This window comes from Streptomyces anthophorae (assembly GCF_049310305.1).
Lineage (GTDB): Bacteria > Actinomycetota > Actinomycetes > Streptomycetales > Streptomycetaceae > Streptomyces.
This window is the reverse complement of sequence record NZ_JBLWQQ010000001.1, coordinates 2806436-2821998: the sequence shown is the minus strand read 5'-3', so window position 1 is coordinate 2821998 and position 15563 is coordinate 2806436. Positions and strand designations below refer to the sequence as shown.

The 15563-nt window shown below is 68.1% G+C and carries 19 protein-coding genes; 14 read left to right on the top strand and 5 right to left on the bottom strand.

What is annotated here, in order from left to right; all coding sequences use genetic code 11:
* Position 1: 1 nt before the first annotated feature.
* Positions 2 to 634, top strand: coding sequence for a hypothetical protein (locus ACNYS0_RS12515; RefSeq protein ID WP_422473272.1), 633 nt, complete (start codon positions 2 to 4; stop codon positions 632 to 634).
* A gap of 18 nt (positions 635 to 652) precedes the next feature.
* Here ACNYS0_RS12515 and ACNYS0_RS12510 read toward each other — a convergent pair whose 3' ends face one another.
* The gene (locus ACNYS0_RS12510) at positions 653 to 1468 is read right to left on the bottom strand and encodes a hypothetical protein (RefSeq protein ID WP_422473270.1); all 816 of its coding nucleotides are present in this window, start codon (positions 1466 to 1468) and stop codon (positions 653 to 655) included.
* Between the two features lie 287 nt (positions 1469 to 1755).
* Here ACNYS0_RS12510 and ACNYS0_RS12505 point away from each other — a divergent pair, with 287 nt between their 5' ends.
* From ACNYS0_RS12505 to ACNYS0_RS12485, 5 genes are all read left to right on the top strand, one after another.
* Positions 1756 to 2109 (top strand): WXG100 family type VII secretion target, encoded by a 354-nt coding sequence (locus tag ACNYS0_RS12505; protein WP_422473268.1) that lies wholly within the window; start codon positions 1756 to 1758, stop codon positions 2107 to 2109.
* 89 nt (positions 2110 to 2198) lie between these two features.
* The gene (locus tag ACNYS0_RS12500; protein WP_422473266.1) at positions 2199 to 3332 is read left to right on the top strand and encodes a WXG100-like domain-containing protein; all 1134 of its coding nucleotides are present in this window, start codon (positions 2199 to 2201) and stop codon (positions 3330 to 3332) included.
* 286 nt (positions 3333 to 3618) lie between these two features.
* The gene (locus tag ACNYS0_RS12495) at positions 3619 to 3945 is read left to right on the top strand and encodes a WXG100 family type VII secretion target (RefSeq protein ID WP_356389436.1); all 327 of its coding nucleotides are present in this window, start codon (positions 3619 to 3621) and stop codon (positions 3943 to 3945) included.
* Between the two features lie 107 nt (positions 3946 to 4052).
* Positions 4053 to 4343 carry a WXG100 family type VII secretion target gene (locus tag ACNYS0_RS12490; RefSeq protein ID WP_422410395.1) on the top strand — a complete coding sequence of 97 codons (291 nt, stop codon included), beginning with the start codon at positions 4053 to 4055 and terminating at the stop codon, positions 4341 to 4343.
* 105 nt (positions 4344 to 4448) lie between these two features.
* Complete coding sequence (locus ACNYS0_RS12485; protein ID WP_422473264.1) at positions 4449 to 5138, top strand: hypothetical protein; 690 nt, start codon at positions 4449 to 4451, stop codon at positions 5136 to 5138.
* Here ACNYS0_RS12485 and ACNYS0_RS12480 read toward each other — a convergent pair.
* The 4 genes from ACNYS0_RS12480 to ACNYS0_RS12465 form a co-directional block, all read right to left on the bottom strand.
* Entirely contained in the window at positions 5087 to 6247 is a 1161-nt protein-coding gene (locus ACNYS0_RS12480) for a hypothetical protein (protein ID WP_422473262.1), read from the bottom strand. The two genes, ACNYS0_RS12485 and ACNYS0_RS12480, sit on opposite strands and share 52 nt — an antisense overlap.
* 215 nt (positions 6248 to 6462) lie before the next feature.
* A complete protein-coding gene (locus ACNYS0_RS12475) occupies positions 6463 to 7539 on the bottom strand; it encodes a WXG100 family type VII secretion target (protein WP_422473260.1) in 1077 nt (358 codons plus the stop codon).
* A complete protein-coding gene (locus ACNYS0_RS12470) occupies positions 7536 to 7859 on the bottom strand; it encodes a hypothetical protein (RefSeq protein ID WP_422473258.1) in 324 nt (107 codons plus the stop codon). Before ACNYS0_RS12470 ends, ACNYS0_RS12475 begins: the two co-directional genes overlap by 4 nt.
* A gap of 424 nt (positions 7860 to 8283) precedes the next feature.
* Positions 8284 to 8640 (bottom strand): hypothetical protein, encoded by a 357-nt coding sequence (locus ACNYS0_RS12465; protein WP_422473256.1) that lies wholly within the window; start codon positions 8638 to 8640, stop codon positions 8284 to 8286.
* A 68-nt stretch (positions 8641 to 8708) separates the two neighbouring features.
* Here ACNYS0_RS12465 and ACNYS0_RS12460 point away from each other — a divergent pair, with 68 nt between their 5' ends.
* The 8 genes from ACNYS0_RS12460 to ACNYS0_RS12425 all read left to right on the top strand — a co-directional run bounded on the left by ACNYS0_RS12460 (position 8709) and on the right by ACNYS0_RS12425 (position 15546).
* The gene (locus tag ACNYS0_RS12460; RefSeq protein ID WP_422473254.1) at positions 8709 to 9368 is read left to right on the top strand and encodes a hypothetical protein; all 660 of its coding nucleotides are present in this window, start codon (positions 8709 to 8711) and stop codon (positions 9366 to 9368) included.
* A gap of 81 nt (positions 9369 to 9449) precedes the next feature.
* Entirely contained in the window at positions 9450 to 9773 is a 324-nt protein-coding gene (locus ACNYS0_RS12455) for a type VII secretion target (RefSeq protein ID WP_422473252.1), read from the top strand.
* A 2-nt stretch (positions 9774 to 9775) separates the two neighbouring features.
* Positions 9776 to 11026, top strand: coding sequence for an amidase domain-containing protein (locus tag ACNYS0_RS12450; protein WP_422473250.1), 1251 nt, complete (start codon positions 9776 to 9778; stop codon positions 11024 to 11026).
* 73 nt (positions 11027 to 11099) lie between these two features.
* Positions 11100 to 11909 (top strand): hypothetical protein, encoded by an 810-nt coding sequence (locus ACNYS0_RS12445; RefSeq protein ID WP_422473249.1) that lies wholly within the window; start codon positions 11100 to 11102, stop codon positions 11907 to 11909.
* 6 nt (positions 11910 to 11915) lie between these two features.
* Positions 11916 to 12596 carry an SMI1/KNR4 family protein gene (locus ACNYS0_RS12440; protein ID WP_422473247.1) on the top strand — a complete coding sequence of 227 codons (681 nt, stop codon included), beginning with the start codon at positions 11916 to 11918 and terminating at the stop codon, positions 12594 to 12596.
* Positions 12574 to 13215 carry a hypothetical protein gene (locus tag ACNYS0_RS12435; protein WP_422473245.1) on the top strand — a complete coding sequence of 214 codons (642 nt, stop codon included), beginning with the start codon at positions 12574 to 12576 and terminating at the stop codon, positions 13213 to 13215. The genes ACNYS0_RS12440 and ACNYS0_RS12435 overlap by 23 nt, the downstream gene beginning before the upstream one ends.
* Before the next feature lie 469 nt (positions 13216 to 13684).
* On the top strand, positions 13685 to 14077 hold the full coding sequence (locus ACNYS0_RS12430) for a hypothetical protein (protein WP_422473243.1): 393 nt from the start codon (positions 13685 to 13687) through the stop codon (positions 14075 to 14077).
* Positions 14078 to 14145: 68 nt separating this feature from the next.
* The gene (locus ACNYS0_RS12425) at positions 14146 to 15546 is read left to right on the top strand and encodes a hypothetical protein (protein ID WP_422473241.1); all 1401 of its coding nucleotides are present in this window, start codon (positions 14146 to 14148) and stop codon (positions 15544 to 15546) included.
* Positions 15547 to 15563 lie beyond the last annotated feature (17 nt).

The following is a 15563-nucleotide window of genomic DNA, read 5'->3' as shown; positions in this document are numbered from 1 at the left end:
CATGACGCTGCAAGGCGACGACCTGCGGGACCGCTTCGCGTCACGCAGCGCCTACGTCCTTCGGCACCTGGGCGGCTGGTTGCTCGGTACCTTCGTCATCCTGATGGGGCTCTTCTTCGGGATCGCCGGGGCCGGCGCCCTCGATGGGCATGTGACCGTGTCGGCAACCCCCGGCACGCTCCGCGTCCAGTCGTGCCGCCTGGCTGACGACCACTACATGTGCAAGGGCACGTTCGAGAGCAAGGTCGGCGGGGAGACGGCGACCGGCGTATCGATGGAGCGGATCGGCCGCGCCGAACCGGGCGACCGAGTGGACGCCTACAAGGAGCCGGACGGGTACTTCGCGTACCCCACCGACGGCCTTGAACCGAGCGAGCTGTCCCGCGGCCTCTTCCTCGTCGGGGCCGGGGTGGTCGCCGTGACCTGCGGCCTGTTCGCCGCCCTCACCGGCTACTCGCCGCGCCCCAGCTATACGAACCGGCGCCCTGACCCGTCGTACGGACGCATCGGCCTGGCACAGGCGTGGCGCGGTCTTGGCGGCTGGGGGCCGGTGCGCCCGATCCTCTGCGGGGTCGCAGGCGCCGGTGTGCTCATCGCCGTATGGGGCGCGGTCGTGTCGCTCCTGTATCGCTGAGGTCCGGACGAGCGAGGGCTACAGCGCGAGCCCCAGCAACAGCGACACCACCACACCCAGCGCCCCGACCCCGGCAAGTCCGAAGAGGATCGGCCGCGTCGCGCCGCCCGCCGTGGAGCGCCACGCGGTGCCGAACGACACCCGGCTGCGCGTTCCGGTGTAACCGCTCACGGTCGCGAAGGCGCCCAGGGCGGTGCCGATCAGCATCCCGAAGGCGAAGGTGAACATCAGCCCGGCGTTCCAGGCGTTGGCCTCGACGTACGAGTACTGACGGCTCTCCAGCGTCGAGGCGGAGTCGGTCTGCGTCACCGAGATCTTCGACCCCGCGGGGTGCGAGGACGCGGGTTCGAGGAAGGCGTTGGGGTCGTCGCCCTTGCCGCCGTCCGCGGTGAACGTCCCCTGGCACTTCACCTCTTCGCGCGTGCGGTGCTTGCCGTGCGAGCGGTAGCTGACGGTCTGCGTCGAGCACTGGGACACCGTGAACTCGCCGTGCGAACCGCGCAGCCCGGCGGCGTACGTGGCCTGCCAGGCGAAGATGCCGGCGGCGATGAGCGTGACGAGCATGATGCCGACGCCGATGAGGCGCGCCATGAAAGGGACCTGGTGCTTCGGCGGCACGGGGGCGGGCGCCTGCGGCGGCGGGTAGGCGCCGGGCGGCTGTTGCTGGTACGGCGCCGGGCCCTGCGGCGGGTACGGACCCGGGCCCTGCGGTGGGTACGGACCGGGCGCGGGCTGCTGCTGGTACGGGCCGTTGGGCGGCGGCGGGTACGCGTGCGGATAGGGCTGTGGGGCCTGATGCCCACCCGGGTTGGGCTGCTGTTGGTAGTGGGACATCTTTCGGGTGATTCCCCCTGTGCCGAATGGATCGCGGTACTCGCGGTACGCCCCTGCCCGCTCCTCACGGATGCGGTTGTGGACGGTTGCGGAACGCTACCGCAGGTACATGGCAATCGTGCGTGGAGGCGGTGAAGACCGGCGCTTTGCGGCGAGTGATGTGTGTCGGGATCACTAAGGTCGCGTTGTCGGACATCTACGTCCGGGGGACCGGGGCGTCGCGCGCACCAACTGCGTGCCACCGGGCCCTACTTGCGCGACACGCACGCACATTCATGGGGGAGCACATGGCAGGTTTCGGCTCAGGCAGCTTCGACGTCGACCCGGCGGTGCTCAAGGAACAGGCAGCCACCTTCAGCGAGTTGGGCAAGTCCTTCAAGGCCGCGACCAAGGAGCTCAAGGACGCCCTCGAGAGCGCCGAGGGGGACTGGGGCGAGGACATCATCGGGACCTTCAACGACATCTACGAGCCGGTCCGCGAAGGCATGAACACCTCGATGGAGCACCTCGCCGACGAGCTCGACAAGATCGGCGGCAACCTGAAGGTGATGGCCACCCAGTACGAGGTGACCGAGGACGACCAGGCCCAGATCATGATCGGGCAGCAGTCGAGCCGCCCGGGTCTGGGCATGCAGTTCTGACCGCCGGGCGTATGCACGCGCCGCATTCACGTGTCGCGCCGCCACACACACGTACCACCAACACACGAACCACGGGGGAGTGACACGGCATGGCTCTGACCCTGCCCGACGAGGTCGCATGGGTTCTTGACCTGCTCGGCTACAGCTGGCCCGACGCCGACGAGGACAAGATCCACGAAGCGGCCGAGGCATGGCGCCAGTTCGCCACGGCCGTGCGGGACACGCAGAACGGCGGTGCGAGTGCCGCGAGCGCCGTACTCGGATCGAACTCCGGAGACGCGGCCCAGGGTTTCGAGGACGCGTGGAAGAAGTTCTCGGGCGGCGCCGGAGGCGGCTACCTCGACGACGCCGCGATGGCCGCCGAGATCCTCGCCTTCGCGCTCGACGCGGTCGCCCTCATCGTCGTGGCCAGCAAGATCGCGGTGATCGCGCAGCTCATCGCGCTGGCCTTCGAGATCGCGGCGGCGCAGGCGGCGGCACCGGTGACGTTCGGTCTCTCGGAGATCGGCGCGGCCGGAGCCACCCAGGCGACCCGGCTCATCGTGCGCCGCATCCTCGACGAGCTGAAGCAGAAGCTCATCCAGCAGGTGACGCAGGCCGTCGAGCAGGAGGCGGTGCAGTCGGTCAAGGAGATCGTCCTCGACGTCGTGAAGGAGGCGGCCGTCGAGGCGGGCAAGGCGGCCGGGCAGAACCTCCTCCAGCAGGGCGTGCAGAACCACTTCGGTGCGCAGGACGGCATGAAGTGGGGCGAGGCGGCCGTGGTGGGCGCGGGCACCTTCGCCTCGGAGAGCGTCAACGGTGCCGCGGGCGCCATCGACGAGGCCGCGGGGCGGTTCGGACCTGCCGGTCGGCTGGTCGGAGGTGCCGCGAGCGCGGGGCTCGGCGCGGTCGGTGAGGGCATCGGCGAGGGTGTCCACGCGACGGGTGAGGGCGTGGGCCAGGGTGCCGGGGCGGCGGCCCAGGGCATCGTCGACAGCACGGCCGAGAGCCTGCCGGGTGCGGGGGAGGCCGTCACGGAGGCACTGGACCCGAGGTCGATGGTCTCGTCGCCGGGCGAGGCCGCCCAGGGCGCGGTGGACGGCGCGGTCGAGGGTGCGACCGGGAGGCTAGAGGACGCGGCTCAGGGTGGGCTCGGACGCCTGAGAGGGGAGCAGCCGGCGGCCGACGAGCCGAGCCCCGGACGTACCTCCGAGGACGCCCGCGCCAGATCAGTCTTCGGGTGACGTAACCGGTGTATACGGCGTATGCGTCGTAACCGCCGTAACTGTCGTAACCGATGTAACGGACGTAAGGGGCCTGTGAGAGCGGTGTGGCCCCGCGTTGATCCGTGACATTGTGTGGATCCTGTCACGGCACGGCCGGTCACCTGGGAACCGCCTTGGGTGACCGTGTCAGTTGTGGCTAAAGTACTGTCGCGGCACTATCGAGAAGTGCCACCCGCGCCCCAGTTTCCTTCCGGAGTCGAGCGGCGCGGGGACCGTTGTCGAATTCTCATGGGGGCTAGTGGCCATGGCCGGTCAATTTAATGTGACGCACGAGGAGATGGTCGCGTTCAGCGGCCGTATCTCCCAGGTGAACGAGTCCATCCAGGGTGAGATCCAGCGACTGCAGACGGTGGTCGACTCGATCACCTCTGGCTGGAAGGGCCAGGCGGCCACTGCGTACAACAACCTGCAGAACCAGGTGAACGAGGACGCCACCGCCCTCAACCGCGTGCTGAACGAGATCAAGGAAGCGATCGACGCGACCGCCCAGAACTACCAGACGTCCGAGGACGAGCAGGCCTCGTCGATCTCGCACGTCGCCTCGGGCGCGGAGGCCTCTCCCTTCGGATGAGCCGCCCCGTCCGCTGATCAGGCGCCGCGAGGAGCCGACAGCGGGCAGCGCGCCACCGTCGTAATCCTTCTTCACCTTTCCGTCCAACATCCCCCGGGGGAGACATCATGTCCGGTCAGGTTCTGGTCAATTTCCAGACCATTTCCCAGGCTTCGCAGGACGTCAAGTCCACGGCCAGCAACGTCCGCCAGCAGCTCGACGACCTCGAGGCCGGCGTCAAGCGCATCGCTTCGACCTGGGAAGGTTCGGCCCAGGAGGGCTACCAGGCCAAGCAGCAGGAGTGGGACCAGCGCGCCGCGTCCCTCCACTCGACGCTCGAGTCGATCGCCCGCGCGCTCGACACGGCCGCCCAGAACTACCAGGCGACCGAGAGCCGGAACACCAGCGTCTGGTCGTAATGCGTGACGCGCGAGGCGTAACGCCTGACGCGTAGCCATACGTGACCGGGGGCGGCGGGTGCACTTGCACCGGCCGCCCCCGGTGGCATGTACGGGGGCCACTCGATGAAGCCGGAGTACCGAAGCGAGGTCGAACCGCGCCTGGAACCGGGCGAAGAGTTGATCGCCGCCTGCGAGTGCGACCTGGCGCCGGGGGTACCGGACCGGCCGTTGTGGCTACGCCCGCCGCCGCGGGAGTCCGATCTCGAGCGCCGGATCAAGTCTCGGCTTCCCGGACCTGTGCAGGATTTCCTGCGGCCGAGCGAGCCGAAGCCCATGGGCCGCTTCGAGAACGCCATGGAGTCGACCGAGCGGGCGATCGACAACGGCCTGATGCGGGCCGCACACGGCAAGGCCCTGCACGGCGGCTGGGACGGCCAGGCCGGACAATTCCTGGTGACGCACTACAGCGCTGCGTACGTGCCCGCTGTGACACTCATGCTCGCCGTGACCGACCGCCGGGTCCTCGTACTCGCCGACCGGGCGAAGCTGTGGCAGTTCAAGCGGGTGTACGAACCCCAATGGGAGGCGCTGCGGGCGTCCGTCGCCGGAGATCCGGGCGAACCCGAAGGGCCTCGTCCAGCGTGGCCGCTTCGAGCTCGCCTTCACCGACGGTTCGTGGATCGCGCTGGTGGCGTCGGTGCCCACGTACGCCGGGGGCTTCGCGGCGCGGGTGGGGCCGTGATGGAGAGGCAGCCGGCGAGTCAGCTCTCCATTGCCGTCGCCGGAGCGCGTACCTCCTTCGCGAGGAGTTGACCGACGAGCGGCGCGAGGACCACCACGAGGGCTGTCCAGACCCGCCAGCCACCGTTCGCCGGTACGAGCAGCGCACCCACCGCGGCCGTCGAGACCAGCAGTCCGACCACGAGCCCCATCGGTACCGTGCGCGGCCAGAAGGCGCCGAGTTCGAGGAGCCGTGTACGGCGCCCGGCGTCGGCGGTGAACGCTCCGCGTGCTCCCGTGCCCCCGGCGACGCGGGTCGCGACCGCACCGGGGACCCGCCCGGGCAGCTGCCACCCGTCGTCCGCCACGAAGTCCGCGGTGACCTTGGCCTTGTCGTCGCTGCGCGGGTTCCACAGGAGCCAGCCTTCGGTGCCGGTGAGTACGGGAGCCGCTGTCTGCAACTTCGCCGGGATCGCCAACGGGACGTCTCCTCCAGCTTCGGTCCGCAACGTCAGACACGCGTAACGACTGGTGCTCTTCCCGCTGTTGGCCTGCTTGCCGCCGCTGCTCGCGGCTTCTTCCACGTGCTCCGCCTGCCCGGTCACGACCGTCCGCAGCGCGACCCAGTCACCGTCCACGCGCCGTGCGGCGCGAGGACGCGCCGCGACTCCGGTTCCCACCGCCACCGCCAGGACGACCGCGATCAGCCACGCGACGGCGACGAACGGGATGTTGCGGGAGGGCAGGGCATGCCCGGTGAGCTGTCCCTCGACGGCGTCGACCGAGGTGTCACCGACCGCGCCGAGCCCGGGCTGCGCCGGCACGTAGGCCACCTCGTAGGTGTCTCCCACGCCTCGTACACCCTTGCCGCTGTACGCGCGGAACGTCGCCGGGGTGGCCTTGCCGCCGTCCGCCGACGGCAGGTTGACGGTGTAGTCGGCCATCGCCGAACTCCGCGAACTGCTCCCGGCAGCCTGCACGTTGGAGACGGAGACGATCGACAACTCCTCGATCACGTAGTCGGCGTCGGCGATGGCGGCGGCCGCCCCGGAACGCTCGGGCTGAGCGAAACCGAGGCACGCGGCGAGCACCGCTGTGGTCACGACGGCGAGCGCGACCGCGGTGACCCGCGCCCAGGTCCAACGTGTCCCGTGCAGCGTCGCCGGCACCCCGCTGTCACGTGGCCCCTGAACCGACGCCACGGCCAGTCCGTACGCCTCCGCGCGAGACACTCGCCCACCGGACCCCGCGACCGCCCCCACACATCCGACGAGGACGACGAGCCCGGCCCACGTGAGCGCGGTCCTGACCGCCCCGGCCCCCAGAAACAACCAGCCGCCCGTCACGACGACAAGAGCGCCAATCCCGGCGGCAGAAACCCACCGGCCGATCCGAACGGCCGCGGTATTCATCGGGCTCATCCGAACGCCCCGAACTTCCCGGTGTCAGGCTTGTCCTTCACGCTGTTCGCGCCCTTCTCGTTTGACTTCGCAGCATCTTCCTGCGCGTCCTTGACGTCGTTACCGGATTCTCCGGCTCCCAGGCCGACGGCACCATTTATGCCTACGTCGATGCCGAGTTCACGAGTGCCGTTGAGACCTCCCGGCACGTTGACCGCGTGATGGGTGGCTGCGCCTCCTGCCGCGCCGCCGAGACCGCCGGCGACTGCACCGATGGTGATTTGTGTGGCGTCATTGTCCTCACCTTTGATCGCGTTGTTGGTCAGGTCACCCACAACGCTCGCCCCGGCTCCACCGAGGCCGCCGGAAACGGTGCTCTCGACGATCCCGCCACCGAGGCGCCCACCAATAGCAGCTCCCACTCCGGCGCCACCCAGTGCGCCGTAGCCGGCATTGATGGCGTTGTCCCGCCATTCGGGTCCCTTGCCGCTGGCGATGCTGGTCCCAACTCCAGAGGCAAACCCGCCCGCGTACTGCGTACCCATCTCCACCAGGAACCTCTGCCACTTTCCTGCACGGGCGAAAGTCTGCACTGCACGGAATGCCTTGGCCACCTTGCTCAGGATGGTTCCGAGACGTGTGGCCGCCCGGGCGGCCTGGGCGGCGAGTCTGGCCGCGTTGGCTGCGCCTGCGGCCGCACCGAACCCCAGAGTTACGAAGGACAACGCGACACCTGCGGCGACCGAGACACCGATTTCCAGATAGATCTGGTGGATCTCGTCATTGATCTCTTCGATGGCATCCGCAGCTTCGTCAAGCCCCTTGGCTGCCTCTTCGAACACCGGAAGGGTGTCGTCGACAGCCTTCGTCAGCTCACTCCAGTGCGCCTTGAAGGCGTCGGCGGAATCGCCTCGCCAGTGATCACCAAGAGTGTTCTCCACCTGCTTGTCGAGCTCGGAGAACATGCTCTCGAGGTGCTTGCTCATGGATCGCCAGCCACGAGCAGCGTCACGCAACACATCTGGGCGACCACCAGGATTGATGATCTCAATGCCCGCCTCGTAGACCTTTTCGGCTACGCCCTCGTCGCTCACTGGCCGTTCCCCTTGAACAGGTCTGCCATGGCGTCGTCTGCAGATTCCGTATTGTTGGCGTTGTCCCGCATGCCTGCGCCGATGTCGTCCAAGTGGCGATGGAGGTTTCCGAGCGACTTCGACATGTGCTCGGCCAACTCGATATATGCGGAGGTCACTTCTTCGGACTCCGTGAGAACGCCGAATCCATCGTGAATCTGTTCGCTTCCGGTCTTGGAGCTGAACTCCTTCACGTAGCTCTCAAGGTCGTATGCGTATGCCTCGAAACTCTTTCCCAGCTTCTTGAGTTCCGACTCGTCGATGTACATGCCGTCGGCCACGACGCCAACTCCCCTCCGGCAAGGTCACTTTACCTTCTCATTAACCTTAGCGGCTCTGTCCTGGTGCGCGAAGGGTGGCCCTGGCTGTCGCCTGTGGACTGTGATGCCGCCAGGCCTGGGTTTGTGGCGCCGCTCTCCCGCCGGGATGGGTCGGACTCTTGCCCGAACGGATGAGTTCTTCTCGTTTGTTGGCGGCCCTTCAATCTTCTCGCGTAGGGCAATAGGCCAACCATGGGGAGATTGTCCGGTTTAGAGTGAAAGGCGCGGTGGGGGATCTTCCCGGCGACAACTCCAAGAATTGGCTGAAATGGGGCGAGGTGGTTCTTGCGGCATTGGCGATTTGGTGACGAAGGGAGCGGGACTGTGGGCCCGTGGTGCGCCGCGCGACGTCGGGCGTTTGCCTATGGTGCAAAGTCCTCAAGCCTCAGCCGAACATCGGCCCGTCCCCCAACATGGCGACCCCCGCCCCCGCACACATCGCCGCGAACGCCCACCGCGTCCGCCCGAAGCGTGCCAACACCACCCCGCACCCGCTCACGAACCCACCCGCGAGGTACAGCACCGTCCACACCCCGGCGTCGCTGCCCTGGGCGAGGCGGATGCCCGTGAGGGCGATGGCTACGAATGCGACGAGGGCCGAGACTCCCGCGGAGACTCGACGCGCCTGCCGTGCCGCGCGTCGGCGGTCCACCACGAGCCGCTCGCGTCCCTGGCCCCGGAACCGCGCCTTGAGCGCCTGAGGCATCGTCAGCTCTTCGTCGACTCCCGAGCCATAAGTCATGTCCCGGAGCCTAAACGGCACCGATCTCCCTGGTGCCCGACGCGACAGGTTCCCTACACTCCCTGCCCATGTCGACACCTCACGCCCACGCCCCCGCACCTGGTGCAACCGTCATACGCACAGGTCAGCGCAGTGCGACCAAGGCGCTGCCGCTCGGTGTCGTGCTGACGGCGGTGGGGCTGCTCGTGCTGTTCGGCGGGGTGGCGGTCACTGTCGGCCTCCGTGACGCCGAACCCAGCCCGAAGGGCGTCGTCGGCATCGTGATGGGCCTGCTCATCCTCTTCGTCAGCGTCACCAGCCTCATCTCCGCCTGGGTGTCGCGCCGTTCGACGGTGAGCATCGACCGGACCGGCCTGTGGGTCAGCGACGGCAAGGTGCGCGGCGTCGTCCCCTGGCACACGCTCGCCGGCGTCGGCCTGCACTGGAGCAAGCTCGGCCGCACGAAGGTCTACTCCATCGAGCTGTGCCCCTCGGGCCCCATCGACCGCGACGACCCGGTCCTGTGGCCCCTGGTCCGCGACGAGGCACCCCTCCACCCGAACCTGCCCCGCCTGCGCTACCGCCTCCCCGTCCCGCCGGGCTCGCGCGACGCGGTCGTCATGGCGATCCAGTCGTACGTTCCCCAACTGTGGCTCGGCGAGGCGGAACGCGAGTCCGGGCACCTGGGCGCACCGGACCGTAAGGGGCACCGGGAGCGGACGCGGCGGTCGCGCGGACAGGAGGGCTGAACCGCGGGCCCGTACGATGATCGCCGGATTCGAACCGGCGACCGGTGACGGCGGTTCACAACGGGGGAGTTGCCCACACCCATGGCAGACATCGACATCAATGCCGCACGCGTACGCGCCACGGCCGATGACACCGAGTCCCTGGCCCGCCAGACGGCCAAGCGCCTCGGCCACGCACTCGACACCAGCGACGAGGTGGCCGCCTCCCACCACGGCCACGGCTGGCGCAGCCCGGCCGAGCTGAGGGACTGCGCGCACAAGTGGGAGGAACACATGGTGTCCCTCGCCAAGCGGATGGGCGAGCTGAGCGAGAAGCTGCGGGATTCCGCGGCCGGTTACGACCGCGCGGACGTCGAGGCCGAGTCCCGCCTGCGGGCCGGCCTGACCGACCTCGGGAGGGCCTGACGATGGTCGCGTACGAGGGTGTGGCAGGCGCCCACCCGAAGACCTGGGCCACCGCGGCCGACGAATGGCACGCCCTCGCCAAGCACGCCCTGGGCGCGGCGAAGGACCTGCGCGAGTACGGCGCCAAGCCGCTCGCCGACAACTGGACGGACGAGGTCGGTGCCACGGCGGCGGCCGAGTTCGAGAAACTCGCGAACCAGCTCGAGTCCGCGTACGACATCCTGCTCGCGGTCAACATGGTCGCCGACGGCATGACGACGACCATCGAGACCGCGCAGAGCACCCTGCACGCCGCGCTGGACCTCGCCGCGCGCCACGGCCTGGAGATCGCCGCCGACGGCACGATCACGGACCCGTCGGCGAGGGCCGAGGGAGCGGACTCGTACAGGTCCGAGGTGCAGGACCTGATCGACCAGGCGGTCCAACAGGTCACCGCAGCCGATGAGTTGGCGGCCGCCGAGTTCGCCGAACTGGCGGGACAGACCGGTGTCGGCGACCCGGACAAGGCGCTGGGCGACCTCCAGGAGCTCGCCTCGCACGTCCAGATGCGGATGCTCGCCGCCGACATCCCGGTCGGCGAGGACAGGGAGACGGCCCGCCGCTGGTGGAACGGCCTCACGTCCGAGCAGCGCAAGGACATGATGCTGGCCCAGCCCGTCGCCCTCGCCGGCCTCGACGGCATTCCCGCCGACGTACGCCGGGAACTGCGCGGCACCGACGGCAAGTTCGACCGCGTGAAGATGGTCGAGTACGCCCTCGCCAACTGGAACAAGGCCGACCCCACCGACTTCGGCAACAACTGCGCCAATTTCGTCTCCAACGCCCTTCAGCACGCCGGGATGAAGGAGAAGACCAGCCTCTGGGGCCCCGCGGACGACGACACCTGGATGGCCGGCCCGCGTACCGGCATCGACGCGATCGACAAGCGCGTCTCCTACTCCGACAGTTGGGCCGCGGCCGAGAACCAGCAGAACTTCATGCTGGAGCACGGCGGTTCGGAGGTCCCGCAGGCGGAAGTGAAGCCGGGCGACATCATCTACTACGAGCAGGCCGGCACGGGTGACACCGAGGACAGGGGCAACACGCACCACGCGGCGATCGTCACGGCGGTGATGCCGGACGGCGAGATCAAGTACACCCAGCACAACAACGAGTACCAGAACGTCAGCCTCGAGGGCCGCCTCCCCTCGACGGAAAAGAACGAGGGCGACCAGAACCTGCGCTTCGTACGCCCGAGCCCGAACTGGTACTGATGCGGTCCCGCCAGGCCGGCGGCCTACTTCGCGTAGGACCGTAGGAGCCGACAACGACAAGGGCCTGGGCCTCATGAACTCTGCCGAGAAACTGATCTCGTACGCCCGGGGAGGGCACTTCCAGGAGGCACTGCCGCAGCTGCTCGAGATCGCTCACCGGCCCGGTGGCGCGCGGGGCCCCGTCTGGGAAGCGGCTGCCGCAGCGATCCAGATCCTTCAGTGGCTGGACCGCCTCGGAGAGGCCGCGGATCTGGCCGAGTCGTTGATCCGCACGGACGGCCCGGGCGGGGGCGAGCTGTGCGACCAGGACATGCCGTTCGACGACGCGTTCCTGGCCGCACCGAACGTCACGCCGGAGGCCATCGCGGACCGCCTTGTCGCGGTGGCGGAGACACTGCCGCCCGGGCGAGTGCTGGAGCAACGGCTGTCCTGGCTTTCCGAGCAGCTGGCTCAGCCTCCTCTGGCACAACTGATGCCGGGGTTCAAGCCTTGGGGCGTACCGCTTCCGCCGTCGGGCGCCAAGCACCGTACTCCCCTCGTGGAGCGCGATTACGAAACGCTCGGCGCCGACGAACAGCACGTCGTGTGGATGTCACTCAGAACCGCCAACGACTTCCCGCGCGCACACGACCTCTTCGTGCAGCAAGGGCACACACCGCCCCGGTACGCCGAGTGCTGCTGGTTGGCGGGCTGGTACGCGTACCAGGGGGACATTGAGCGCGGCGAAACCCTGTTGCTCGCCGCACACAGCCGCTGGCACCCGTACAAGAAGTGGGACGCGGTCCCGACGTGCCCCGTCCTCCAGCCCACGCTTCGCTCGGCCGTCACGGACCGGGTGCGTGAGCACTTTCTGACCCGCCCCATCGGCCCGGAAGCGAAGTGATTCGAAATGTCCGACGAGGCACTGGAACACCTCATGAGCCGCGCCCGCGGCCCCATGGGCCCGGGGATCGACCTGGACCTCGGCAGGGAGACCGGCCCCCTCGCCGAGCTCGGCACGGTCCTCTCCGCCATCAACGGCTTCTTCCTCTTCAACGCCGGCGTCCAGGTGTTCCGCGCGGGCGACGAGGGCCTCGGCCCCGACCTCCTCACCTGGAACGCCGAGGACACGTGGAAGGACACCTACGACGATCTCGCCGACGACGTCCTCTGTTTCGGCCAGGACATCTGCGGCACGCAGTTCGGCATCGTCGAGGGCGAGAAGGTGGTCACCTTCGACCCGGAATCCGCGGAACTGACCGACCTCGGCACCAGCCTGAACGACTGGGCCCAGTGGCTCCTCGACGACCCCGACGTCAACGGCACGGCGAGCTTCGCCTACGCGTACCAGAAGGCGAACGGGGCCCTGGATCCGGCCGAACGCCTGCTCCCACGCCAGTTCTTCGTCACGGGCGGCGGCTACGACTTCGACAACCTCCAGGTCGTGGACGCGGTGACGGCGATGCGGATCCGGGGGCCGATCGCGCAGCTGGTGTTCGACCTTCCTGATGGGGCGACGCTGCGGTTGCCGAGTGAAAGTCAACTTGGCCGAGGAGCCCATGGACACGATGAATCAGCCGGAGACCCCTGACATCCCGCAGGTCCTGAAGCACACTTCCTGGCTGCTGACACGACACATCATCCGACGCCTCGCCTTGAGTCTGGCTCTGATGGCACTGCCACCGGTGTTGTTCTCATTGGGGGCGCCGAACACCTTCTTCCTGGCCCTGCCCATCCCGGTGGGAATGTGGCTCCTCCTGTTCCTCGCGCTACGACTCAGACACGGCTGGCGCTTGAACGTGTGCAAGAAAGTCCTGCACACCTATCCGCTCGAACACCGAACGCGAGTGGTGAGGAAGCACGGGGACGGGACCGGGACCGAGTGGAAGTACCTCGGCACCATTCACACGATCAAACTCTCCAGCCGCGGCAGCCACGGGGCGCCCCGTATGCGGGCCGTCAACGCCACGACGATGCGACGCTGGCCCGAGGGCGCCGACGACGGCGGCGCCTGGTTCGCCGGTGATCCGATCTTCGGCGGCGTCATGATCGTCCCTGGCGCCAAGGACATGATGTTCATGCAGCCCGCCAATTGGCAGAAGTACGCCCAGGCACGTGCCCAAGCCGAACCGGCCCGGATTGAGAGGGCTCAGCGGGCGGGCATCGCCGAACTGGTCGAGCGCGACCCGATCGTCGGCGGCTGGGTGTAAGGGGACAGGACACGTGGTCCTGCGGTACGCGGCGTACGACCTGGGTCAGTACCGCGGAGCCGAGGCATGGGCCTGGGGTGGGGCCGCGCGCATTCCCTGCGGAGCGTTCTGTCGTGCAAGTCCCCCTGGCAGTTGGATGGTTCGGCCAGCGGGCACGGGCACGCGTTGAGTGAGGCAGGCGGTCCGAGTGGTGCCTGGCGGGGTCGCGCCGTGGGACTTGGAGGCAGACCGTACCGGGGCGTTTCTCGGGTCTCCACTGCCGAGGGGACACGCGTGCGAGGTGATTGCGCGCTTTATGCCCCATAAGGCAGCCTGTCCGCCGCGCCTGTCGCGGAGTTGTGACGGGTAGCACCGAGCGGGGTGTGGGTGCCGTTCGATAGGCTAAGGACAGGCTTGTGACAGGGGACCGGACTTATCGCCCCCAACGGGAAGAACGGGACTAGCGGGATGAACGGGGAGGGTCAAGCGCATGGCCAGTGACGGGTACAAGGTCGATCTGAGTGCGCTCGACAACGTCATCAAGAGGCTGAACGCGGTTATTGGTGACCTAGGCAAGGCGAACACGGACACAGAGCACAGGACGTACCTGCCTGCCGGTGCGCTGGGCAGGAGTGTGGGAGGGCACCGCTTCGAAGAGGCGGAGGACCTCTCCAAGGCGCACTCCGAGATGAGGGAGTACCTCAAGGAGGTCGTCCGTCACCTGGAGTCGGTGATGGACGACTTCGGGACCAAGACCAAGAAGGCGCACGGGGCGTATCAGGATGCCGAGGCAGACACGGCGGGCGGGATGCACGGGGCGGAATCGGCTTCGGCACCGTCTTCGTCGCCCGCGGCCTCCACGGGGTCGATGTCCGGTGTGTAGCAGGAGAAGCGCACGCGGTAGCGGGTATGTAGGACATGACGTGAGAGACGAAGGGGGCCTCGGGCGCAATGAGTGACGAGGGTACGAGCTACACCTACAACGCGCCGACCCAGTGCTACGCCGGCGACAACACGACTGACTTCAAGAACCTGGACATGGACACCATGAAGGCCATGGTCCAGGACGCCAAGCCGGAGGACGTGCATCACGCTGCCCGGGGCTGGAAGGGCGTCCACGAGCAGCTCGTCGGGATCAAGGAATCCTACGAGCATGCCGTGGCCGAGGTGATGCAGCACTGGGAGGGTTCATCGGCCGACCAGTTCCAGGCTCGGTCAAAGGTGATCTCCAAGAAGATCCATGACACGTCCACGTACGCCTCGCACGTCTCCACTGCCATGACGAGCGCGGCGAACGTGCTCGGCGAAATCCAGCCCATCGTCAGGGACATGGAGAAGCCGAGCAAGGCCAGCAGCGCGACGGACTGGGCGACAGACGGCGGCCGTGACACGGAGGGCCTTGACCGGGACCTCGCCAACAAGAATGTTTCTGCGCAGCAGGTTGCCGACAGTCGTGAGGGCGACATGTCGGCGGGGCGAGAAGCGCAGATGCAGATGGCCGTGAAGATGGAAGAGCTGGGGACGGCCTATAACGCGCAGTCCAAGTCGATGGGGTCGTGGAAGAAGAATCCCCGACGAGACGACAGCGAGGACTATCCGGGTGACCCCGGTGGCGTCGCCCCTGTGCCCATCGTCGCTGGTTCCGTAGGCGGCCCCTCGGGCGGTTCCGGTGCTGGCAACCTCAGCCGCTCAACAGCGTCGGGCTCTGCGGTCAAGAGCATGAAGTCGCCGACTGCCGGTGGCATCAGCGGAGGAATCGGCTCCCAGAAGCCGACGGCCGGTTCGCAGATTGGAGCTGGCAACCTGAGCTTCGGAGGTGGCTCGGGTTCCGGGACCACTGGCATCGGCGCAGGTTCCGGCGCTGGTGTCGGCGGCGCCGGTGGCGGCATGGCTGGTTCCGGAGCCGGCGCCGGCGGTGCCAACGGTGCAGGGATCGGCGGCGGGATCGGTGCCGGTGCAGGCCTCGGTGCGGGTGCCGCCGGCCGTGGCGGCGCAGGTGCTATGGGCCGTGGTGGCATGGGTGGTGGCGCGGGTTCCGGAGCCGCCGGTAAGAATGCTGCGAAGGGCCTGAAGGGCAACTCGCTCGCCCGCACCAAGGGCGGCGAGATCGGCAAGTCCGTCGTCAAGCCTGGCTCGGGACAGCAGGGCGGTTCCGCTCTGCGGCAGAAGCCAAAGACCGCGACCGGCGGTGCTGCGAAGAACGCCGGACGGAATGGTCTCGCCGGGCACGGTGCCCAGACGGGCAAGGGCAAGGACAAGAAGGGGCGCGAGAACGCCCGCCCGGACTACCTCGTCGAGGACGAGGAGACCTGGGCAAGCAACCGCACCGTTAACCCCAAGGTCGTGGACTAGTCAGGCCTACTGGTTAA

Bases quoted from the DNA above. Each gene is read 5' to 3' on its own strand.
- ACNYS0_RS12515 (WP_422473272.1), top strand. From the start codon at position 2: ATGACGCTGCAAGGCGACGACCTGCGGGACCGCTTCGCGTCACGCAGC.
- ACNYS0_RS12510 (WP_422473270.1), bottom strand. From the start codon at position 1,468: ATGTCCCACTACCAACAGCAGCCCAACCCGGGTGGGCATCAGGCCCCA.
- ACNYS0_RS12505 (WP_422473268.1), top strand. From the start codon at position 1,756: ATGGCAGGTTTCGGCTCAGGCAGCTTCGACGTCGACCCGGCGGTGCTC.
- ACNYS0_RS12500 (WP_422473266.1), top strand. From the start codon at position 2,199: ATGGCTCTGACCCTGCCCGACGAGGTCGCATGGGTTCTTGACCTGCTC.
- ACNYS0_RS12495 (WP_356389436.1), top strand. From the start codon at position 3,619: ATGGCCGGTCAATTTAATGTGACGCACGAGGAGATGGTCGCGTTCAGC.
- ACNYS0_RS12490 (WP_422410395.1), top strand. From the start codon at position 4,053: ATGTCCGGTCAGGTTCTGGTCAATTTCCAGACCATTTCCCAGGCTTCG.
- ACNYS0_RS12485 (WP_422473264.1), top strand. From the start codon at position 4,449: ATGAAGCCGGAGTACCGAAGCGAGGTCGAACCGCGCCTGGAACCGGGC.
- ACNYS0_RS12465 (WP_422473256.1), bottom strand. From the start codon at position 8,640: ATGACTTATGGCTCGGGAGTCGACGAAGAGCTGACGATGCCTCAGGCG.
- ACNYS0_RS12460 (WP_422473254.1), top strand. From the start codon at position 8,709: ATGTCGACACCTCACGCCCACGCCCCCGCACCTGGTGCAACCGTCATA.
- ACNYS0_RS12455 (WP_422473252.1), top strand. From the start codon at position 9,450: ATGGCAGACATCGACATCAATGCCGCACGCGTACGCGCCACGGCCGAT.
- ACNYS0_RS12450 (WP_422473250.1), top strand. From the start codon at position 9,776: ATGGTCGCGTACGAGGGTGTGGCAGGCGCCCACCCGAAGACCTGGGCC.
- ACNYS0_RS12445 (WP_422473249.1), top strand. From the start codon at position 11,100: ATGAACTCTGCCGAGAAACTGATCTCGTACGCCCGGGGAGGGCACTTC.
- ACNYS0_RS12440 (WP_422473247.1), top strand. From the start codon at position 11,916: ATGTCCGACGAGGCACTGGAACACCTCATGAGCCGCGCCCGCGGCCCC.
- ACNYS0_RS12435 (WP_422473245.1), top strand. From the start codon at position 12,574: ATGAATCAGCCGGAGACCCCTGACATCCCGCAGGTCCTGAAGCACACT.
- ACNYS0_RS12430 (WP_422473243.1), top strand. From the start codon at position 13,685: ATGGCCAGTGACGGGTACAAGGTCGATCTGAGTGCGCTCGACAACGTC.
- ACNYS0_RS12425 (WP_422473241.1), top strand. From the start codon at position 14,146: ATGAGTGACGAGGGTACGAGCTACACCTACAACGCGCCGACCCAGTGC.